The organism is Chryseobacterium sp. UNC8MFCol, from assembly GCF_000482305.1.
In the GTDB taxonomy this organism is placed as follows: Bacteria; Bacteroidota; Bacteroidia; order Flavobacteriales; family Weeksellaceae; genus Chryseobacterium; species Chryseobacterium indologenes.
Window position 1 is genome coordinate 14,831 of the sequence record NZ_AXUZ01000021.1, and the last position, 16,623, is coordinate 31,453.

Annotated in this window: 10 protein-coding genes; 6 read left to right on the forward strand and 4 right to left on the reverse strand. The window is 37.4% G+C overall.

The annotated features are described in order from the left end of the window. Positions 1-119: 119 nt before the first annotated feature. The 4 genes from topA to M030_RS0114055 form a co-directional block, all read right to left on the reverse strand. Positions 120-2,699, reverse strand: a complete 2,580-nt coding sequence (gene topA / locus M030_RS0114035) for a type I DNA topoisomerase (RefSeq protein ID WP_027374086.1) — start codon at positions 2,697-2,699, stop codon at positions 120-122. 270 nt (positions 2,700-2,969) lie between these two features. Next, positions 2,970-6,407, reverse strand: a complete 3,438-nt coding sequence (locus M030_RS0114045; protein WP_051585080.1) for a T9SS type A sorting domain-containing protein — start codon at positions 6,405-6,407, stop codon at positions 2,970-2,972. Positions 6,408-6,669: 262 nt separating this feature from the next. Beyond that, a complete protein-coding gene (locus tag M030_RS0114050; RefSeq protein ID WP_228375246.1) occupies positions 6,670-7,809 on the reverse strand; it encodes an EpsG family protein in 1,140 nt (379 codons plus the stop codon). Next, positions 7,806-8,816 carry a hypothetical protein gene (locus tag M030_RS0114055; protein ID WP_027374089.1) on the reverse strand — a complete coding sequence of 337 codons (1,011 nt, stop codon included), beginning with the start codon at positions 8,814-8,816 and terminating at the stop codon, positions 7,806-7,808. Before M030_RS0114055 ends, M030_RS0114050 begins: the two co-directional genes overlap by 4 nt. 256 nt (positions 8,817-9,072) lie before the next feature. On the opposite strand from M030_RS0114055, the gene M030_RS0114060 reads away from it, so the two are divergent. The 6 genes from M030_RS0114060 (at position 9,073) to M030_RS0114090 (ending at position 16,596) form a co-directional block, all read left to right on the forward strand. Then, complete coding sequence (locus tag M030_RS0114060; protein ID WP_228375248.1) at positions 9,073-12,666, forward strand: MMPL family transporter; 3,594 nt, start codon at positions 9,073-9,075, stop codon at positions 12,664-12,666. Between the two features lie 42 nt (positions 12,667-12,708). Further along, positions 12,709-13,623 (forward strand): hypothetical protein, encoded by a 915-nt coding sequence (locus tag M030_RS0114065; RefSeq protein ID WP_027374091.1) that lies wholly within the window; start codon positions 12,709-12,711, stop codon positions 13,621-13,623. Position 13,624: 1 nt separating this feature from the next. Next, positions 13,625-14,764 (forward strand): beta-ketoacyl-ACP synthase III, encoded by a 1,140-nt coding sequence (locus M030_RS0114070; protein WP_027374092.1) that lies wholly within the window; start codon positions 13,625-13,627, stop codon positions 14,762-14,764. Further along, positions 14,764-15,195 (forward strand): hypothetical protein, encoded by a 432-nt coding sequence (locus M030_RS0114075; protein WP_027374093.1) that lies wholly within the window; start codon positions 14,764-14,766, stop codon positions 15,193-15,195. The genes M030_RS0114070 and M030_RS0114075 overlap by 1 nt, the downstream gene beginning before the upstream one ends. Before the next feature lie 6 nt (positions 15,196-15,201). Next, a complete protein-coding gene (locus M030_RS0114080; RefSeq protein WP_027374094.1) occupies positions 15,202-15,645 on the forward strand; it encodes an ABC transporter permease in 444 nt (147 codons plus the stop codon). Positions 15,646-16,191: 546 nt separating this feature from the next. Next, complete coding sequence (locus M030_RS0114090) at positions 16,192-16,596, forward strand: hypothetical protein (protein ID WP_027374095.1); 405 nt, start codon at positions 16,192-16,194, stop codon at positions 16,594-16,596. The last annotated feature ends 27 nt before the right edge of the window (positions 16,597-16,623 follow it).

A 16,623-nucleotide genomic window follows, 5' to 3' on the forward strand; every position in this document is an offset into this window, starting at 1 on the left:
TTTCTTAATCTAACAAACATACAAAAAAACCGCAGCAACTTTGTAAGCCGGGATTGTTTTTATTGATAAAAAAAGCCGTCAACACTATTTGTTAACGGCTTTGTATTGTTATTTTAATATTACTTCTTTTTCGCAGCTGGCTTTTTTACGGGTGCAGCTTTCTTGACTGTGGTAGTCTTCTTAGCTGCTGCTGTTTTTTTGGCTGCCGGCTTTTTCTTTTCTGCAAATGCATTTTTATCCTGGTCGGTGATCCATTTTTTTACTTCATCAAGAGAAATTTCTTTCAATTCTTCAGCATCATATTTCGTATCATCACTTTTCTTTGGAATCTTAAACATTGCTTTTCCAAATTTAACAAATGGCCCCCATCTTCCGTTTTCAATAGAGATTTTTTCTTTTTCCCATTGCTGGATATATCTGTTGGCTTCTTTTTCAAGTTTAGCATCAATCAGTTCATTGATATCAGTCTGAGAAAGGTTGTCAAAATTATATTTCTTCGGAACATTGATGAAAATATCTTTGTATTTAATGAACGGACCGAATCTTCCGGAACCTTTCGTTACAGGCTCTCCTTTGTAAGTTGCAATGGGTGCATCTGCTTTTTTCTTTTCAAGAATAATTTCCTCTGCACGATTCTGGTCAACAGACAACGGATCTTCTCCTTTCGGGATGCTGATGAAAGTATCGCCCCACTTCACATAAGGTCCAAATCTACCCACTCCCACCGATACTGGCTGTCCTTCAAATTCATTTAAATCAAAAGGAAGCCTGAATAACTCCATAGCATCTTCAAAAGTGATCGTCGCAATATTCTGACCACTCATCAATGAAGCAAAAATCGGTTTTTCTTCATCATCAGTTTCCCCGATCTGGATCATTGCTCCAAATCTTCCGATTCTGGCGTGTACATTTTTACCGGTCTTGGGATCAACTCCTAAGAGTCTGTCACCGGTCGCCCGGTCAGCATTTTCTTCTACATCTTCAATTCTCGGGTGGAATTTAGAGTAGAAATCCGTCATCATTTCTTTCCATTTCTGATCACCATTGGCAATTTCATCGAAACCTTCTTCTACTCTTGCCGTGAAACCATAATCTAAGATTTCTCTAAAGTTATCTGTAAGGAAGTCATTCACTACTTCTCCGATATCCGTAGGAACAAATTTATTTTTATCACCTCCGAATTTTTCGTCAAGAACTACTTTTTTAATTTTATCTTTTACCAGAGACATTTTGATTACCTCACGGGTCTGCGGTTCGATCTCCCGTTTATCCACATATTCTCTGTTCTGGATCGTCTGAATCGTCGGAGCGTAAGTAGATGGTCTACCGATCCCCAGTTCTTCCAGTTTCCTTACCAGTCCTGCTTCCGTATATCTGGCACTCGGTCTTGTAAATTTTTCGGTAGCAGTAATTGTTTTATAGTGTAATACTTCTCCAACACTTACTTTCGGTAATAGTTTTTCGTTATTTTCATCATCATCATCTTCTGTTTTCACGATACCATAAGCTTTCAGGAAACCGTCGAAAATAATAACTTCTCCCTGGGCTTCGAAATGATGTGGCAATGAAACGTTTCCGATTTCAATGACTGTCTTTTCAATTTTGGCATTAGCCATCTGGGAAGCAAGCGTTCTCCTGTAGATCAGTTGATACAATTTATTCAACTGGGCATCACCGATACTTTTTACTCCAAAATCTGTAGGACGGATCGCTTCGTGAGCTTCCTGTGCTGAAGCAGATTTTGTGGTATAATTTCTTGGAGAAGAATACTCCGCTCCATATTCTGATATGATTTGTTTTTTGGCTCCTTCAATTGCTTCCTGGGAAAGGTTTACCGAGTCTGTTCTCATATAAGTGATGAACCCTTCCTCGTATAATCTTTGTGCCAAACGCATTGTATTGGTCACATTATATCCTAATCTGGATGAAGCTTCCTGCTGTAAGGTCGAAGTTGTAAAAGGTGCTGATGCAGAACGCGTACCGGGCTTTGTCTCAACATTGAGAACTTTAAATTCTGTTGTTTTTGCCTGTTCAAGGAATTTTTCTGCGTCTTCTTCTTTTTCGAAGTCTTTTTTCAGTTTTGCGGCAATCTCCTGCTCCGTTTTATTCAGAAAGATTCCGTCAAGTTTAAAGCTTGCTTTTGGCGTAAACTCACGGATTTCTTTTTCTCTTTCAACGATTAATCGTACGGCTACAGACTGCACTCTACCAGCAGACAATCCCGGTTTTACTTTTTTCCATAATACCGGAGACATTTCAAAACCAACAATTCTGTCGAGGACTCTTCTTGCCTGTTGTGCATTGACTAAGTTCTGATCAATATCTCTTGGATTATCGATCGCTTTTAGAATTGCATTTTTAGTAATCTCGTGGAAAACAATTCTTTTTCTGTTTTCCGGTTTTAATTTCAATTCGTCCGCCAGATGCCATGCAATAGCTTCTCCTTCACGGTCTTCATCGGAAGCGAGCCATACCATTTCAGCTTTTTTGACAGCAGCCTTTAATTCTGTTACTAATTTCTTTTTATCAGCAGAAACCTCGTAATCAGGACTAAATGTGGCAAGATCTATACCCATTCCTTTTTTAGGCAGATCACGGATATGACCAAAGCTGGATTTCACTTCAAAATCCTTTCCTAAATATTTCTGAATAGTTTTTGCTTTTGCCGGGGACTCAACGATTACTAAATTTTTCGACATTCTAAAATTTTTGCAAAAGTAAAGCTTTTTTATTATATACTTTTTGCGATATGCGTTTTATTTAGCATTTATGAGGCGCTACATGTCGCTTCAATAGAGAATTATTAAATAAAGAAGTCCCTTATATTGCATGCTTTAGCTCATTAATTAATGAGTTTTCAAGAAACAATATAGAATTTTTCACCATCTATTATAGATAAAAAAATGTCCGGGAATAAAAAAAGCAGGATCAATGCTTCTTCCTGCTTTTTTGATAGCGATTTTCAAATCTTATCGCTTTATAAACTTACCTGTTATATCAGAATTATTTATTCTTATTAGATAGATTCCGGAGGGTAAGGATGAAACATCTGCCTGTTTATTTTCAAATTTCCCGGATTTTACAAGTTGTCCGGACATACTATATATCTGATACGGATCATTTTTATTTTCTGACATCCGGATATATAAAATAGTATCAACCGGGTTTGGATATAATGAAATTTTATTCTCCTCAACTTTCTGTCCGGCTTCTGCTGTGCTGAGTGTGGGACTTCCCGGAACCACAGTCATCCTTGATGCAGGCCCCTCTTCATTTCCGTTGATATCATACTTTATTTTTACACATCGGCAGCTCATTGCGAAATAAGGATCATTATTATCATGAAAGGCTATTAATCTGTTAGCTGAACTTGCTGCATCAAAGAGGATATTTATTGATCTTCCCAGATAATTTGCGGCTAATGCATCAGACCATACTCCCGGATATTGAAAATTAATGGTATTAAAAGTTCCCTGTGGAGACTGATTTCCTATTACACTTCTGAATCCCCGAGACCCTGAATTGGGATAATTTCCGATTGGATATAAAGAATTAGTAAACATATAACCAATTGTAGCGGTAGTCGAAGGATTTCGAACTCTGGTTCCCAGATAATCTGTAATAACACTGTAAGGAGTGGCAATATTTTTATCTTTTTTATACCAAGGAGTCTGTCCGAAGTCTGCTCCCGAGACAAGAGCGACACTGGTCAGGTCCGGAATTCGCCATCCTTCGGGGCAAGGATCAAAAGGTGATTTTTTACCGCCTCTACCCCACCTTTCCGGTGCAAGATTGGGCTCTGGAGACAGCCAGTCTGTCCCGTTGGTATAATTAGGAGTAGAACTATTGAAAGGAGCAAATGTACTGGGGATCATATAAACCAGAGGGTTTTTCACGGAATATGATAATATTTTACTAATTTTTTCAGCTGTCTTATCAGTTGTCAGCACATTGGACACCTGAGCATAGGTATTGTAGGGAATGATATAATTACCTGATAAATCATTATAACCGGCTAATGTCAGAGGCGCATAAGAAACCGTTCCGTTGGCAGCGGCAGTTCCCAAGAAAATAGTAAACGAACCCCTATTGTCTGCATTCTGAAAGGTTGGGATAGGATCTTTTCTGCCCCATTGATAATGCATTCCTGTAGATGCACGAATTCTTGCCAATTCAGCTGCGGTAGGAGTAAGAGGATTAACAACATCAGGAAAAACATCGGTAGCACCAAGATTTCTGTCCATAAATACGGTTTGTAATACGGCATCCGCTTTATTGACATAATTCATATAATTGACCGCCTGGGAAACAGGAGGTTCGGTGGTATAGCTGTATCCTGCAACAGGAGAATCGGTCACCCAGATGTGCCAGCTCCAATACACCGGTGATGAGACACTTCCGTTATGTAAAGTAATTACCGCATTTCCACTCTGATTGGGAGCGATTTCCACACTTATCCTTGAGCTTCCGAGGTTTTGTAGCGAAGACGGAGATGGGTTTACTATTGAAATTCTGCTGATCAAACTTGTATTGGTCGTCCACAATACATTTGCTTTTAAACTGTTAAAGCTGGCTGCATTTAATATTCCGGGATTATTTAACAACTGGCTTTGTACAGAAAACGCCTTACTTACCGGAATATTCACAATAAAAGGAGAGGTATTTTTAACGACCTGGTAGGTATTAGGGTTATTGAGACCTTCTTTATATTCGGTAATTGCCGGTAAATATTCTGTAGGGAAATCATAATCATTTACAAGATACAAAGGATCTTTTATACATCTGCAGCCATTGGCATCTGAAGTATACATCCCTGCCGTCGGGAAATAAAAATATCGTCCTTTAATATCCGGATAATTAGGATCTGGGACATCCGGTTGTGTTTTGTCGGGAATCATAGACAATCCTCTTATTCCTACAGCGGGTGTCGCATCAAATTGCCTTGCCATAGTGGATGTCCACAATGCAATATGATGCTGATCGCTGTACTGCCCTAAATGAGCTCCTCTGATCAGCTGTCCTGTCCCCGGAAAGATTCCCATATTATGACCTCCAACATTAGATAAATCAAAGCCAAGATTCGGATAAATCCTGAATCCTGTCATAAACCCGGGAACTCCGGCATCTGTTGGTTTTATAATATTGTATTTATTGGCGTCAAAAGTATTTTTACCCATATTAGTTCTTACTCCAAATGGAGAAAAATCTATCCGGATATCGTCGATGTATGATGGTGAAGCGAGATTAGCAACCAGCATAGAGGGAATTCTCCAACCATTTGGACAAGGGTCATAGGCCGATTTATCCCGATAGGGCTTTGCACTGGTATCACTATTATAAACAACGTCTACAGTTCCCTGTGAATTGTCAGACCATAGATTGAGCTCTGATAGTCTGTTATCCGGTAAGGCAGTGGATCTACCAAACCAATTGACAGGCAGATTGACATTATTATTGTAATAGGCCTGACCGGAATTATCGTCCTTATTGACATAGATCAGACTGAGGGGATTCTTCACTGAAAGCCTAATGTTATTGGTAACTTCAGCTCCCGATAGCAGGACAAACTTCCTAAGGTCATCGATACTTGTGGCGTTATTAAGATTTTTTGCCCCTCTATGCCTTACTCTTCCGATGGTTCCTGAAGCTTCGTAAAAATCATTTCCTCTTGTTACCAATGGAGGAATGGGATCTTTTCTTCCCCATTGGTAAAGCAGTCCTCCACTTTTATTCCAGTCTGATGATGTAATGGAGCCGGTAAGGGCTCCAAGGTTTCTATCCATCCATTTCCATTCGGAATCAGGAATAGTTTCTACCGTTCCATCCGATCTCATTCTCGAGACATTAGCAAAGCTTTTGTATGAAGATCCGTTGGTGGGATCATCGGTCACCCATATATGCCAGCTCCAGTAAATCTCTCCGTTTACCCGAAATGCAACAACTGCATTTCCTTTTTTTGCTTTATTAACAGGGACTTTTATTTTAGCATCCTGGCCGGAACCGATGATTTCAAGGGTATAATTAACGCCTGATTTTATTAATCCGTGTACATCTTCCCATAATACATCGGCAGTCACCGTTCCAGCAGGAATTCCGGTACCATTAATATAGCCACCGCCTTCCCACATGGCGTAAGCTTTCCTTACAGGTACAAGCAATCCTTCACTGCTTTGAACGGGATCAAAAATATAACTGTTAGGAGCTTTTTTCCAGTCAGGAAGAAAGATTTTAGCACTATATTCATGAATGGGCCTAGCTAATGAATCTATATTTTTCATGATCGACAACAGACCATGTACACGTTCAACCGACGGGAAAATTTCTTTTGAAATAAAATTACCTTTAGAACAGATACCAATCGACACAAGGCAAAAAACTGCCACTACTTTTCCAACTAACCTTTTCATATCTTATGATTTGTGTGTGTGTCATTACAGCACTACAACTTTTAAGCCTATATCAAAAAAAAGAGATTTATTTTATGTATAAAATCAACATATATAAATTATTTTATAAATAACCCAAAATAAACACATTATACATACCACAAAAACATAAGGCAAAAATATGATAATTCCAGCAAGAAGTACATCACTGTAAACAAATATTAATTTAGAAATAAAAAAGGGCAGCTAGAAAAGCTGCCCTCATATAGTGTGATCAAACGATTTACGGAAGTACATAGTTTCTATAAAGATCAATTGAGAATCGACCTGATTTAATGTTATTAAAGGCCGCAAAAACAACAAAATTAAACACAACCAGTGCAATAATAAATGCATAGATCATATTTTTCATCCTGCTAGAAACTGCATACATGGCATTAGGGATAATGATATATGAAAAGCCGATAAACGCCCCGGCCAGACGGGAAGAGAATATGGGATTATTTCTAAAAATAAAATAAAAGCAGATCCCTATTACGGCATAGTTCCTGTGATATTCATAATACGGGTACAATTCCTTCATTTTGGTATCGAAAGCAAACAGGAAAAAAGTAAGAATTGCCATCATCCCCTCGGGAATACCAAAACCACCGTTCAATCGTTGCGACGTTTCGTTGACATATCCGTTAAAACCCTCTACCAGTGAACTTTCCGACGCCATATTCCCCAGATAATCCCCAAAGACTTTATACACCTCAAAAGGAGAAAGAAAAATGGACCCGATGATCATTATCAACATTACGGTCTTATTCAAGGGTACTCTGGCCAGCCAATACATAGGCAAAAACAAATAGCAGACACTGTGAATACCTGAACCTATAAATATAAAAAACAGGTAATGCCAGAGTTTCCGTTCTTTGATGTAACGTAGGGCAAAATAGACGATAAAAGTTCCGAGATTCTGTCTTATCTGTCCGCTTTCCCCAACAAAGAAATTGGGGATAAACATAAATAAGGTGAATGTAAAGGGATAAAAAGTATTATCCTCGGTATATTCTATTTTAAAGATGATAGCAAAGATGGCAATGATCAATGTTACCATATAAAATGGTGCATTAAAAATATTGAGGAGAATCTTATTTATCAGGGTGTATAGCCATTCTACGTCCAGGGCATCCGGTCCTTCCAAGTGAAGCATCTTCATGAAAATACTGTAATAGCTCTTCGTATCAGAATAAATATAAATCCCGTAATAACTTCCATAATCGGGCCCTACGTCATTTCTAAGCCCGGCGAGAATAATCAGGTAAATCCCAAGAAACCAAAACCATTTTTTATCTACCTTCTTCCCGTATACCTCCTGGATACTGAAGAACAGCATATAGATCATCGCTATGATGTAATATGGATGTAATAAACTCATGCTAAATCTCTACTAAATTTAAAATGATGATATGCGATTATAATTCCTGTGAGAATTAACGGCAAAAAAAGCCTCACTTCCCAAAAAAGACCCACTAAAGTAATCATAAGAAGGTAAGGTATTGAAAAGAAAAGATATTTTCCAAAAACAATTCTATTTTCCTGGTGAACACAAAGTTTATATACAAAATAAAGGACAATAATCGCAAAGACCAATCCCGCAAGATTGAATGGACTTGAAAAGTTCCTGTTGATGTAAAAGCCCTCTACAAAAGTAGTTTCTTTTTGTTCAAGCATTGCCCGCAATCCCAGATACGGAACAAGAAAAGCCACAACAAGCGGCATTATCTTCCAGATAACCTGATAATTACCTTTTTTCAAATCATCTACATTCAAGAGAATTGCAGCAAAGAACGCGATGTTAAGACAAGCAGTTTCCCTCACAAAGGTAGATAAAGCAATAAGGCCGGTTAGGAGATAAAAGAATATTTTATGCTGTGTATGCAGATATTTTAGACTTAAAAAAACTCCTGCCAGATAGCAGCAAAGGGCAATGGTATCGCAATTTGTAGGTGCATATTGTGTAATCACAATGAAAAATATGGCTAAAAGATGGATAATTCTTCTGGAATTAATCTGTAAAAGCCATTCCACTGATCTGAGTTTAAAAATTGAATTCAAAAGTACAGAGCACAGGATAAAGAAAATACTGTTCATCAGAAAAAGCCCATGATAAAAAGGGGTTCCGTTTTTGGACAGAAAATCTTTAAAAAAGTAAAGTGGACCGTTGATGAGATAATACATCAGATCTGTCATCTGCACACTGAGATAATTCGGAATCACTCTATAGGCATAGACTGATGAGAACAGAAAGTCAGGGGTTTTTTCTGATGTTTTCAGTCTCGTGTAGGAAGATTCAAACCCGTAATAAGACATGGCAAACAACAGAAGCGGAAGTACTACGACAAATAGAAATCCGTTTATTTTTTCATCATTCTTTATCAACATATCTAAAACAGATTCTTATTTTTTTAATAATAATAGTGGTTTAAAATACATTTTATTAAAAGGGAACTTTTGCAAAAGTAGATTTTTTTTTCGTTCTACCTAGAATATTTTATTGATTTTCAGCCAAAACTTATTACCGAAGTATTTTGAACTAATTCTTAAAAATTTAAATTTGCAGACTTGATTTAACCATGTAATGCATCGATTCTTCATATTTTTATATTATCTGATCTCAAAAAACAAGATCATCTCTATAATGACAGCACTAGGGATTGCTGCTTTATGTGCTTTTTTTGCCTCAAAGATCAATTTTGAAGAAGACATCAATCAGATCATTCCTAAAAACGAAAAATCCGACCTTACCGCCAAAGTGCTTAAACAGCTTAATTTTTCGGATAAGATTATCGTCATTATAGAAAATAAATCCAGGGAAGACAGTTTTCAGCTTTCTGAGACTGCGGATACATTTTTACAAAAAATTGACCCTTTACAGAAATACATCAGTTCTGTTCAGGGAAAAGTAAATGATAATGAAATTTCGGAAACATTTGATTTTGTAAGTCAGAACCTACCCCTTTTCCTTAATCAAAATGATTATCAGGAGATCGACCGGAAGCTTCAGAAAGACAGTATTGCCCAGCAGGTAGAGAACAATTACAGGTCTCTGGTATCTCCCACCAGCCTTGTCACCAAAGAGTTTATCAAAAAAGATCCTTTAGGGCTTACTTTTTTAGGAATCAAAAAATTAAATGCCTTAAACATCAGTAAGGACTTCAAGCTTGAAGACAGCTACATCGTCACCAAAGATGGCAAGAACCTTCTGCTCTTCATTGATCCCAAAAACAAAAGCAACGATACGAAGGCCAACGAAGCATTTGTCGATCAACTGAACAGTATAAAAGACCAGATCAACACACAATTTAAAGGTAAAACAGAGCTCAGCTATTTCGGATCTCCGGTCATTGCAGTTGCCAATGCCAAACAAATAAAAAAGGATATCCAGAATACGGTAATGATTTCTATGACAGTATTGTTGGTGCTGCTGATGTATTATTTCAGGAACTTCTTCACTCCCGTTATCGTTTTTCTTCCAACTGTATTTTCTGTTTTACTTGCTTTATTGGTGTTATACTTTATCAAGGATAAAATTTCGGCTATATCGTTAAGTGTAGGTGCTATTCTTATTGGAATTACCATAGATTATGCCCTTCATATTCTCACCCATTACAAGCACAACAACAATATTGAAGAGCTTTATAAAGAAATTACACAACCTATTATCCTGAGCAGCGCAACCACTGCGGTTTCATTTTTATGCCTGGTTTTTGTGCGTTCTGAAGCATTAAAAGATCTGGGACTATTTGCCGCAATTACTGTTATTTTATCTTCAATTTCAGCCCTTATTATTGTACCTCAGCTCTACAGACCAAAATTACAGGGTGAGAAGGTTAATAAAAACTTTATCGATAAGATAGGTTCTTATCCGTACGAGAAAAACAAACCTTTAATTATTGGATGTTCAGTTATCATCATTGCCTGCCTGTTTGGCTTCAGGCATGTTGGTTTTAATGAGGATATCGGAGATCTGAATTATATCCCGAAAGAATTAAAAATCAGTGAAGCGAAACTTCAAAAGCTTTCAGACATTACTTCAAAATCCATTTATGCGATTTCTTACGGAAATTCCGAAGAGGAAGCATTGGCCAGAAACTCACAATTGAGCAGCTTTCTTGAAAAAGAGAAAAAAGAAGGAAAAATACTGAGTTACAATTCTATAGGAAACGTTGTTCTTTCCGAAAAAGATCAAAAAAATAAAATTAAGGAATGGGAAACCTTCTGGACCAGTGATAAAAAAAATCAAACCATTTCTGAGCTTGTACATAACGGAAATAAGTTCGGATTCAACAGCTCTGCATTTGATCATTTCAATGAGATGCTGCATAAAAACTATTCTACCCTGCAACTCAAAGACTATCAGAAAGTAAAAGCCTTGCAAATTTCAGAATTCCTGAATAATGAGAATGGTTTCTATACCGTTTCTAATGTGGTAAAAGTAAATGAAGGCAAAAGAGACGCATTTATAAAAGACATTGAAAACAGGCACGATGCCCTCGCAATCGACCGTCAGCAAATGAATGAGAATTTCCTGGGCTTGCTCAAACGGGACTTCAATACCCTTATCAATTATTCCTTACTGGCCATTATTTTAACGATTATTATGTTCTTCAGAAATTTTGAACTCACGGTTCTTACCATGTTTCCGATCGTTTTAACCGGAGTGGTAACGGCGGGCCTTCTCTATTTTTTAGGTTTGGAATTAAATATTTTCAGTACCGTTGTTTGTACACTGGTTTTTGGGGTAGGTGATGATTTCAGTATTTTCCTGACACAGGCTATGCAAAAAGAACATACCAAAGGGAAAAATGAATTACCAACGTATAGAACCTCCATCATTCTGGCTGTTTTCACTACTATTCTTTCCATCGGCTCCCTGATCTTTGCCAAGCATCCGGCTTTACATTCTTTGGCCCTTGTCGCGCTGATCGGAATGTTCTCCGTTATTGTTATTACCTCTACCTTATACCCTTTCTGGTTCAGGTTACTAATCACCAACCGGGCCAAAAAAGGACTTTCACCAATTACCTTCAGGCTGTTTTTAAATTCTATTATTTCATTTTTGTATTATGGTCTGGGTGGGTTTATATTTTCAGTATCAGGAAGCTTCTTCGTTAAAAATGCAAGAGGGAAAACATTAGATCTGATCAAACTGTTGATGGCTAAGTTTTTAACATCTGTCTTATATTCCAATCCTTTTGTCAAGAAAAGAGTAATAAAAAATCCTTCTGAAGATTTCAGCAAACCGGCTGTGATTATTGCCAACCATACTTCTTTCCTGGATACCTTAGCCATAGCGATGACCACTCACAAAATCATTTATCTGGTCAACGATTGGGTCTACCAATCGCCCGTTTTTGGAAAACTCGTACGGGCATTAGGCTTTTATCCTGTTTCACAAGGAATCGAAAACGGAATGGACCAGCTGAAGGAAAAAATTGACCAGGGATACTCACTGGTGGTTTTCCCAGAGGCAGAACGTTCCTACACCAATGATATCAAAAGGTTTCACAAAGGAGCTTTTTACCTGGCTGAACAGTTTGGGCTTGATATTCTTCCCATTTATATTCACGGGAATTCCGAAGTGCTGCCAAAAGGAGATTTTATCATTTACGATGGAAGCATTACTGTAAAAGTAGGCAATAGAATCAGTAAGGATGATCTTAGTTTTGGAAAAAATTATTCAGAAAGAACCAAAAAGATCAACGCCAGTTTCAGGGAAGAATTTGCCAGATTAAGGACGGAAACCGAAGATGAGAACTATTTTAAAAAACAATTACTCCTTAGTTATTTATATAAGGACAGCGATGTGGTACAAGAGGTAAAGAGAGATTTTAACACCAATAAGTCTGTTTATTTTGAACTGAACAAACACATCCCGGCTGATGCCACCATTTTGCATATTGCAAATGATTTCGGACAAAAGGATGCCTTATTAACTTTATATCAGGCCAGCCGGAAAATTTTCTCATGGATAAAAGATGATGACAAGAGAGAAACAGCAGCCCACAGCTACCTGGTAAAAAAAAGGAAACTTCATTATATAAAAGACCTTTCCGAAGTCAATAAACATATTGATGTACTTTTGGTCTCAGATGATCGCTTTCATCCGGATGTTCTTAAGGCTTATCCTGAAACCATTATTTTTGTCAATACCGGAAATGGTCCGTTTGAAAATGAAAATTATGTATTAAAATTCAGTTCTGATACCATAAAAGTATTTAAAATCAAATAATAAATATGAAAAACATACTTTTGTAAACACTAAAAAAATCCCATGAAAAAAAATATACTTGTCATATACTATTCTCAGACCGGTCAATTGGAGGATATTGTAAGAAATATAGCCAAGCCTTTTGAAGCCAAAAAGGAAGAATATGACGTTACGTATTATAATATCAAGCTCAGGAAAGATTTTCCTTTTCCATGGCCTGGTGATGTTTTTTTTAATACTTTTCCGGAGTCTTATCTGCAGATTCCCCAAGAAATTTTTCCTCCGTCAGAGGAAATTTTAAACAAAAAATATGACCTCATCCTGTTTGGCTATCAGGTATGGTATCTCACACCATCCATTCCTATTATTTCATTTTTAAAAAGTGGCTATGCCGGGCATATTCTCAAAGATACTCCTGTAGTTACCATTTCAGGGACCAGAAATATGTGGATGCTATCTCAGGAGAAGCTCAAGGTCTATTTGAGGGATTTAAAAGCTCAGTTGGTAGGCAATATAGCTCTGGTAGACAGGCATGATAACTATACCAGCGTGCTGACAATCCTTCGGTGGCTGACAACGGGCCAAAAAGAAAAGTCGGGAATGCTGCCCGCAGCCGGGATTTCTGATGAAGAGATTTCCGGTTCTGTAAAGTATGGCGAGATTATTGAAAGACATATAAAAAATAATGAGCTAAATAGTCTTCAACCGGAGTTGGTTAAAAATGGGGCCATTGAAATCAGGGCATTTTTGGTACGTGTAGAAAAGGTGGGTAATAAAATTTTCACCGTTTGGTCTAATCTGATTATAAAGAAAAAAGAGAAACGTCCATTGCTGATAAAATTCTTTAAGGTATATTTGATGGCAGCGATATGGATTATCTCACCTGTCGTCTTGGTGTTACACCTTCTCACCACCCCTATATTTTGGTTTAAAAGACAAAAGCAAAAAAGATATTTACAAGGAATTAATTTAAAATAGAATGTACGACGTATTTATAACAAAAGCATCAAAATACTTACCCAATGAGCCGGTAGCGAATGATGAAATGGAGACTTATCTTGGGCTTATCAATGATGCGCCCTCTAAAGCAAGATCCCTTATCCTGAGAAACAATAAAATCACGACAAGATATTATGCTTTAGATAAAGAAGGAAATCCTACGCACACTAATGCGCAACTTACAGCCAAAGCAATTGAAGGACTTTTTGACGAAAATTTCAAAAAAGAGGATATGAAATTATTATCCGTAGGAACAACTTCTCCGGATCAGATCCAGCCTTCACATGCTTCTATGGTACATGGTGAGCTGAACATCGGAAAATCTATCGAAATTAATACTGCAACCGGCCTTTGTAACTCTGGGATGAATGCACTCAACTATGGATTCCTTTCTGTAAAAGCAGGTGTACAGGAGAATGCCGTTTGTGCAGGTTCCGAAAGAATGTCTTCATGGATGACAGCAGATAAATTCAATCATGAGGCAGAAAATTTAAAATTACTGGAAGAAAGACCTATCATTGCCTTCAAAAGAGAGTTTCTGAGATGGATGCTCTCTGACGGTGCCGGCTCTTTCCTCTTAGAAAATAAACCAAGAGAAAACGGAATCTCTTTAAAAATAGAATTTATTGATTTCTATTCGTACGCTCACGAAATAGAAGCCTGTATGTACGCGGGATGCGAAAAACAAGAGGACGGAACTCTGAAGTCCTGGGCAGATTATCCTTCCGACGAATGGCTGAGACAATCTATTTTTGCCATCAAGCAGGACACCAAAATACTTGACAAATATATTCTGGTAAAAGGAGCCGAAAGTCTGAGAGCTTCTTTTGACAAACATAACCTTGACCCAGAAAAAATTGATCATGTTTTAGCCCATATTTCTTCCGGTTACTTCAAAGAAGGATTAAAAGAAGAATTCGCTAAAAAAGGAATGGATTTCCCTACCGAAAAATGGTTCTATAACCTTTCTGAAGTCGGAAATATCGGTGCCGGATCTATTTTTATCGCCCTGGAAGAACTGATGAACTCCGGAACGTTGAAGAAGGGAGAGAAAATACTTCTTTGTGTACCTGAAAGTGGAAGATTTGCTTATTCCTGCTCCCTATTAACGGTTTGCTAATGGAAAACAGATTACCATCATCCGACAAAGATTTTGTAGAAAGCCTTATTCCGCAACGTTCTCCTTTTGTAATGGTTCATGAGCTATCAGAGTATTCAGAAAATCACCTGATTTCAGGATTTGAAATACAAGAAAACAATCTTTTCGTTCAGGAAGGACAGTTTCAGGCCTCGGGGCTCATTGAACACCAGGCCCAGAGCGTCGCTTTACATACAGGATATAAATACTATTTACTGGGAAAAGATGCCCCGACCGGATATATTGGCGCCATCAAGTCTTTTGAGGCTGAAAAACTACCCGAAACCGGAGATCAGCTCACCTCCGAAGTAACCATACTTAATGAAGTAATGGGTGTGACACTGGTGGATATTGTAACAAAACTGAATGGAGAGGTCATTGCAAGGTCTCAAATGAAAACCGCTGTAAAATAACTGGAAATGGAAATAAAGGAAGAAAACCTCATCAATATACATAACTTCTTGCCGCATCGTGACCCGATGCTGATGGCAGATTACATCCTGGAACTGACCCAAGAAAAAGTGATGACTTCCTTTAAAATAAAAGAAGACAATATATTTGTTCACAACAACGAGTTTGTAGAAGCCGGTTTAATTGAAAATCTGGCCCAGACCTGCTCCTCTATTCTCGGACAAAGCTTCTTTGAAAATCCCGAAGCTGATACCAGAGTAATCGGTTTCATTACCAATATCAAAAAAATTGAGGTTTTTGCTCTTCCCAAAGTCAATGATACAATTATCTCCAAAGCTTCACTCATTTCCCAGTTTGAAAATGTCTGTCACATCTTCTGTGAAACATTTAATAATGACGAATTATTAATCCGGGCAGAAATCAACCTGTTTATTCAGGAGATAGAATCGTAAAAATGAAAATAAAATATAACAAAAGCCGTACTGAAGTATGGCTTTTTTCTTTTTAAAATTACCTCTGGCCGAATCGGGAACTTATAGCAAACAAACGAATATTTCACGTGAAACATTTTGGAAATCCGTGGAACCCGTGCTGGAAGCCAACTCTTTTATTTATAAAAAAACTGGAGCATTTTTTATTTACTTTATCGAGTAATCAGCATTGCAAAATTACCTCATGTAGCATCATTCGGAATTATCCTCATGAATTAAACAAAGACTTTTGATAATCGATAATTTCTTTTTGTCTCCATACACCTGATGATATTATGACAACGGATATTTTCATATTTTTTGTCCCATTACATGAAAAAAAGAAATAGTACCTTACCATAAAAACACAATGAAAATCACTGAGTCTCTTCTCTTTCACGGTCACAGCAGGCTCCTAATTAATATGATTTACATATAATGTATTTTCACTATTTTAGCCACCTGATTAAAAATCAGAACAGGTGAACCGTATTTCACCTGGAATCTAAAAAAATTAACATTATTTAGATGAAAAAACAGAACCTACCCCAAGACGAAAGTAATCTGAAATCTGCGAACATGACTGAGGTCTTGTACGTAACGGATGAAAATGATAACTACACCACTGCAAACAGCACAGGCTGGGATGCAAAGAAAGCCGCTTTGGATGAATCGATGGAACTCATCTATGAGAGAATTGAAGAAGCCAAGCAAAACGTTGCCAATAATATCGTAAGCCCGATCGTTTATTTTATGGAACTCAATAAAATGGATCCGGGTGTATTGTCTTCTTATGTAGGAATGTGGCAATGGAGGGTAAAAAGGCATTTTAAACCGAAAAATTTTAAAACACTAAGCGAAACCGTACTGAAAAAATATGCCGATGCATTCGGAATTTCAGTCAATGAATTAAAAAACTTCAACGGAAAATAAATGAATCCGCATCCTGCTATGCCATAT

Coding starts and splice junctions, on each gene's coding strand:
- topA (WP_027374086.1), bottom strand. CDS start 2,699: ATGTCGAAAAATTTAGTAATCGTTGAGTCCCCGGCAAAAGCAAAAACT.
- M030_RS0114045 (WP_051585080.1), bottom strand. CDS start 6,407: ATGAAAAGGTTAGTTGGAAAAGTAGTGGCAGTTTTTTGCCTTGTGTCG.
- M030_RS0114050 (WP_228375246.1), bottom strand. CDS start 7,809: ATGAGTTTATTACATCCATATTACATCATAGCGATGATCTATATGCTG.
- M030_RS0114055 (WP_027374089.1), bottom strand. CDS start 8,816: ATGTTGATAAAGAATGATGAAAAAATAAACGGATTTCTATTTGTCGTA.
- M030_RS0114060 (WP_228375248.1), top strand. CDS start 9,073: ATGACAGCACTAGGGATTGCTGCTTTATGTGCTTTTTTTGCCTCAAAG.
- M030_RS0114065 (WP_027374091.1), top strand. CDS start 12,709: ATGAAAAAAAATATACTTGTCATATACTATTCTCAGACCGGTCAATTG.
- M030_RS0114070 (WP_027374092.1), top strand. CDS start 13,625: ATGTACGACGTATTTATAACAAAAGCATCAAAATACTTACCCAATGAG.
- M030_RS0114075 (WP_027374093.1), top strand. CDS start 14,764: ATGGAAAACAGATTACCATCATCCGACAAAGATTTTGTAGAAAGCCTT.
- M030_RS0114080 (WP_027374094.1), top strand. CDS start 15,202: ATGGAAATAAAGGAAGAAAACCTCATCAATATACATAACTTCTTGCCG.
- M030_RS0114090 (WP_027374095.1), top strand. CDS start 16,192: ATGAAAAAACAGAACCTACCCCAAGACGAAAGTAATCTGAAATCTGCG.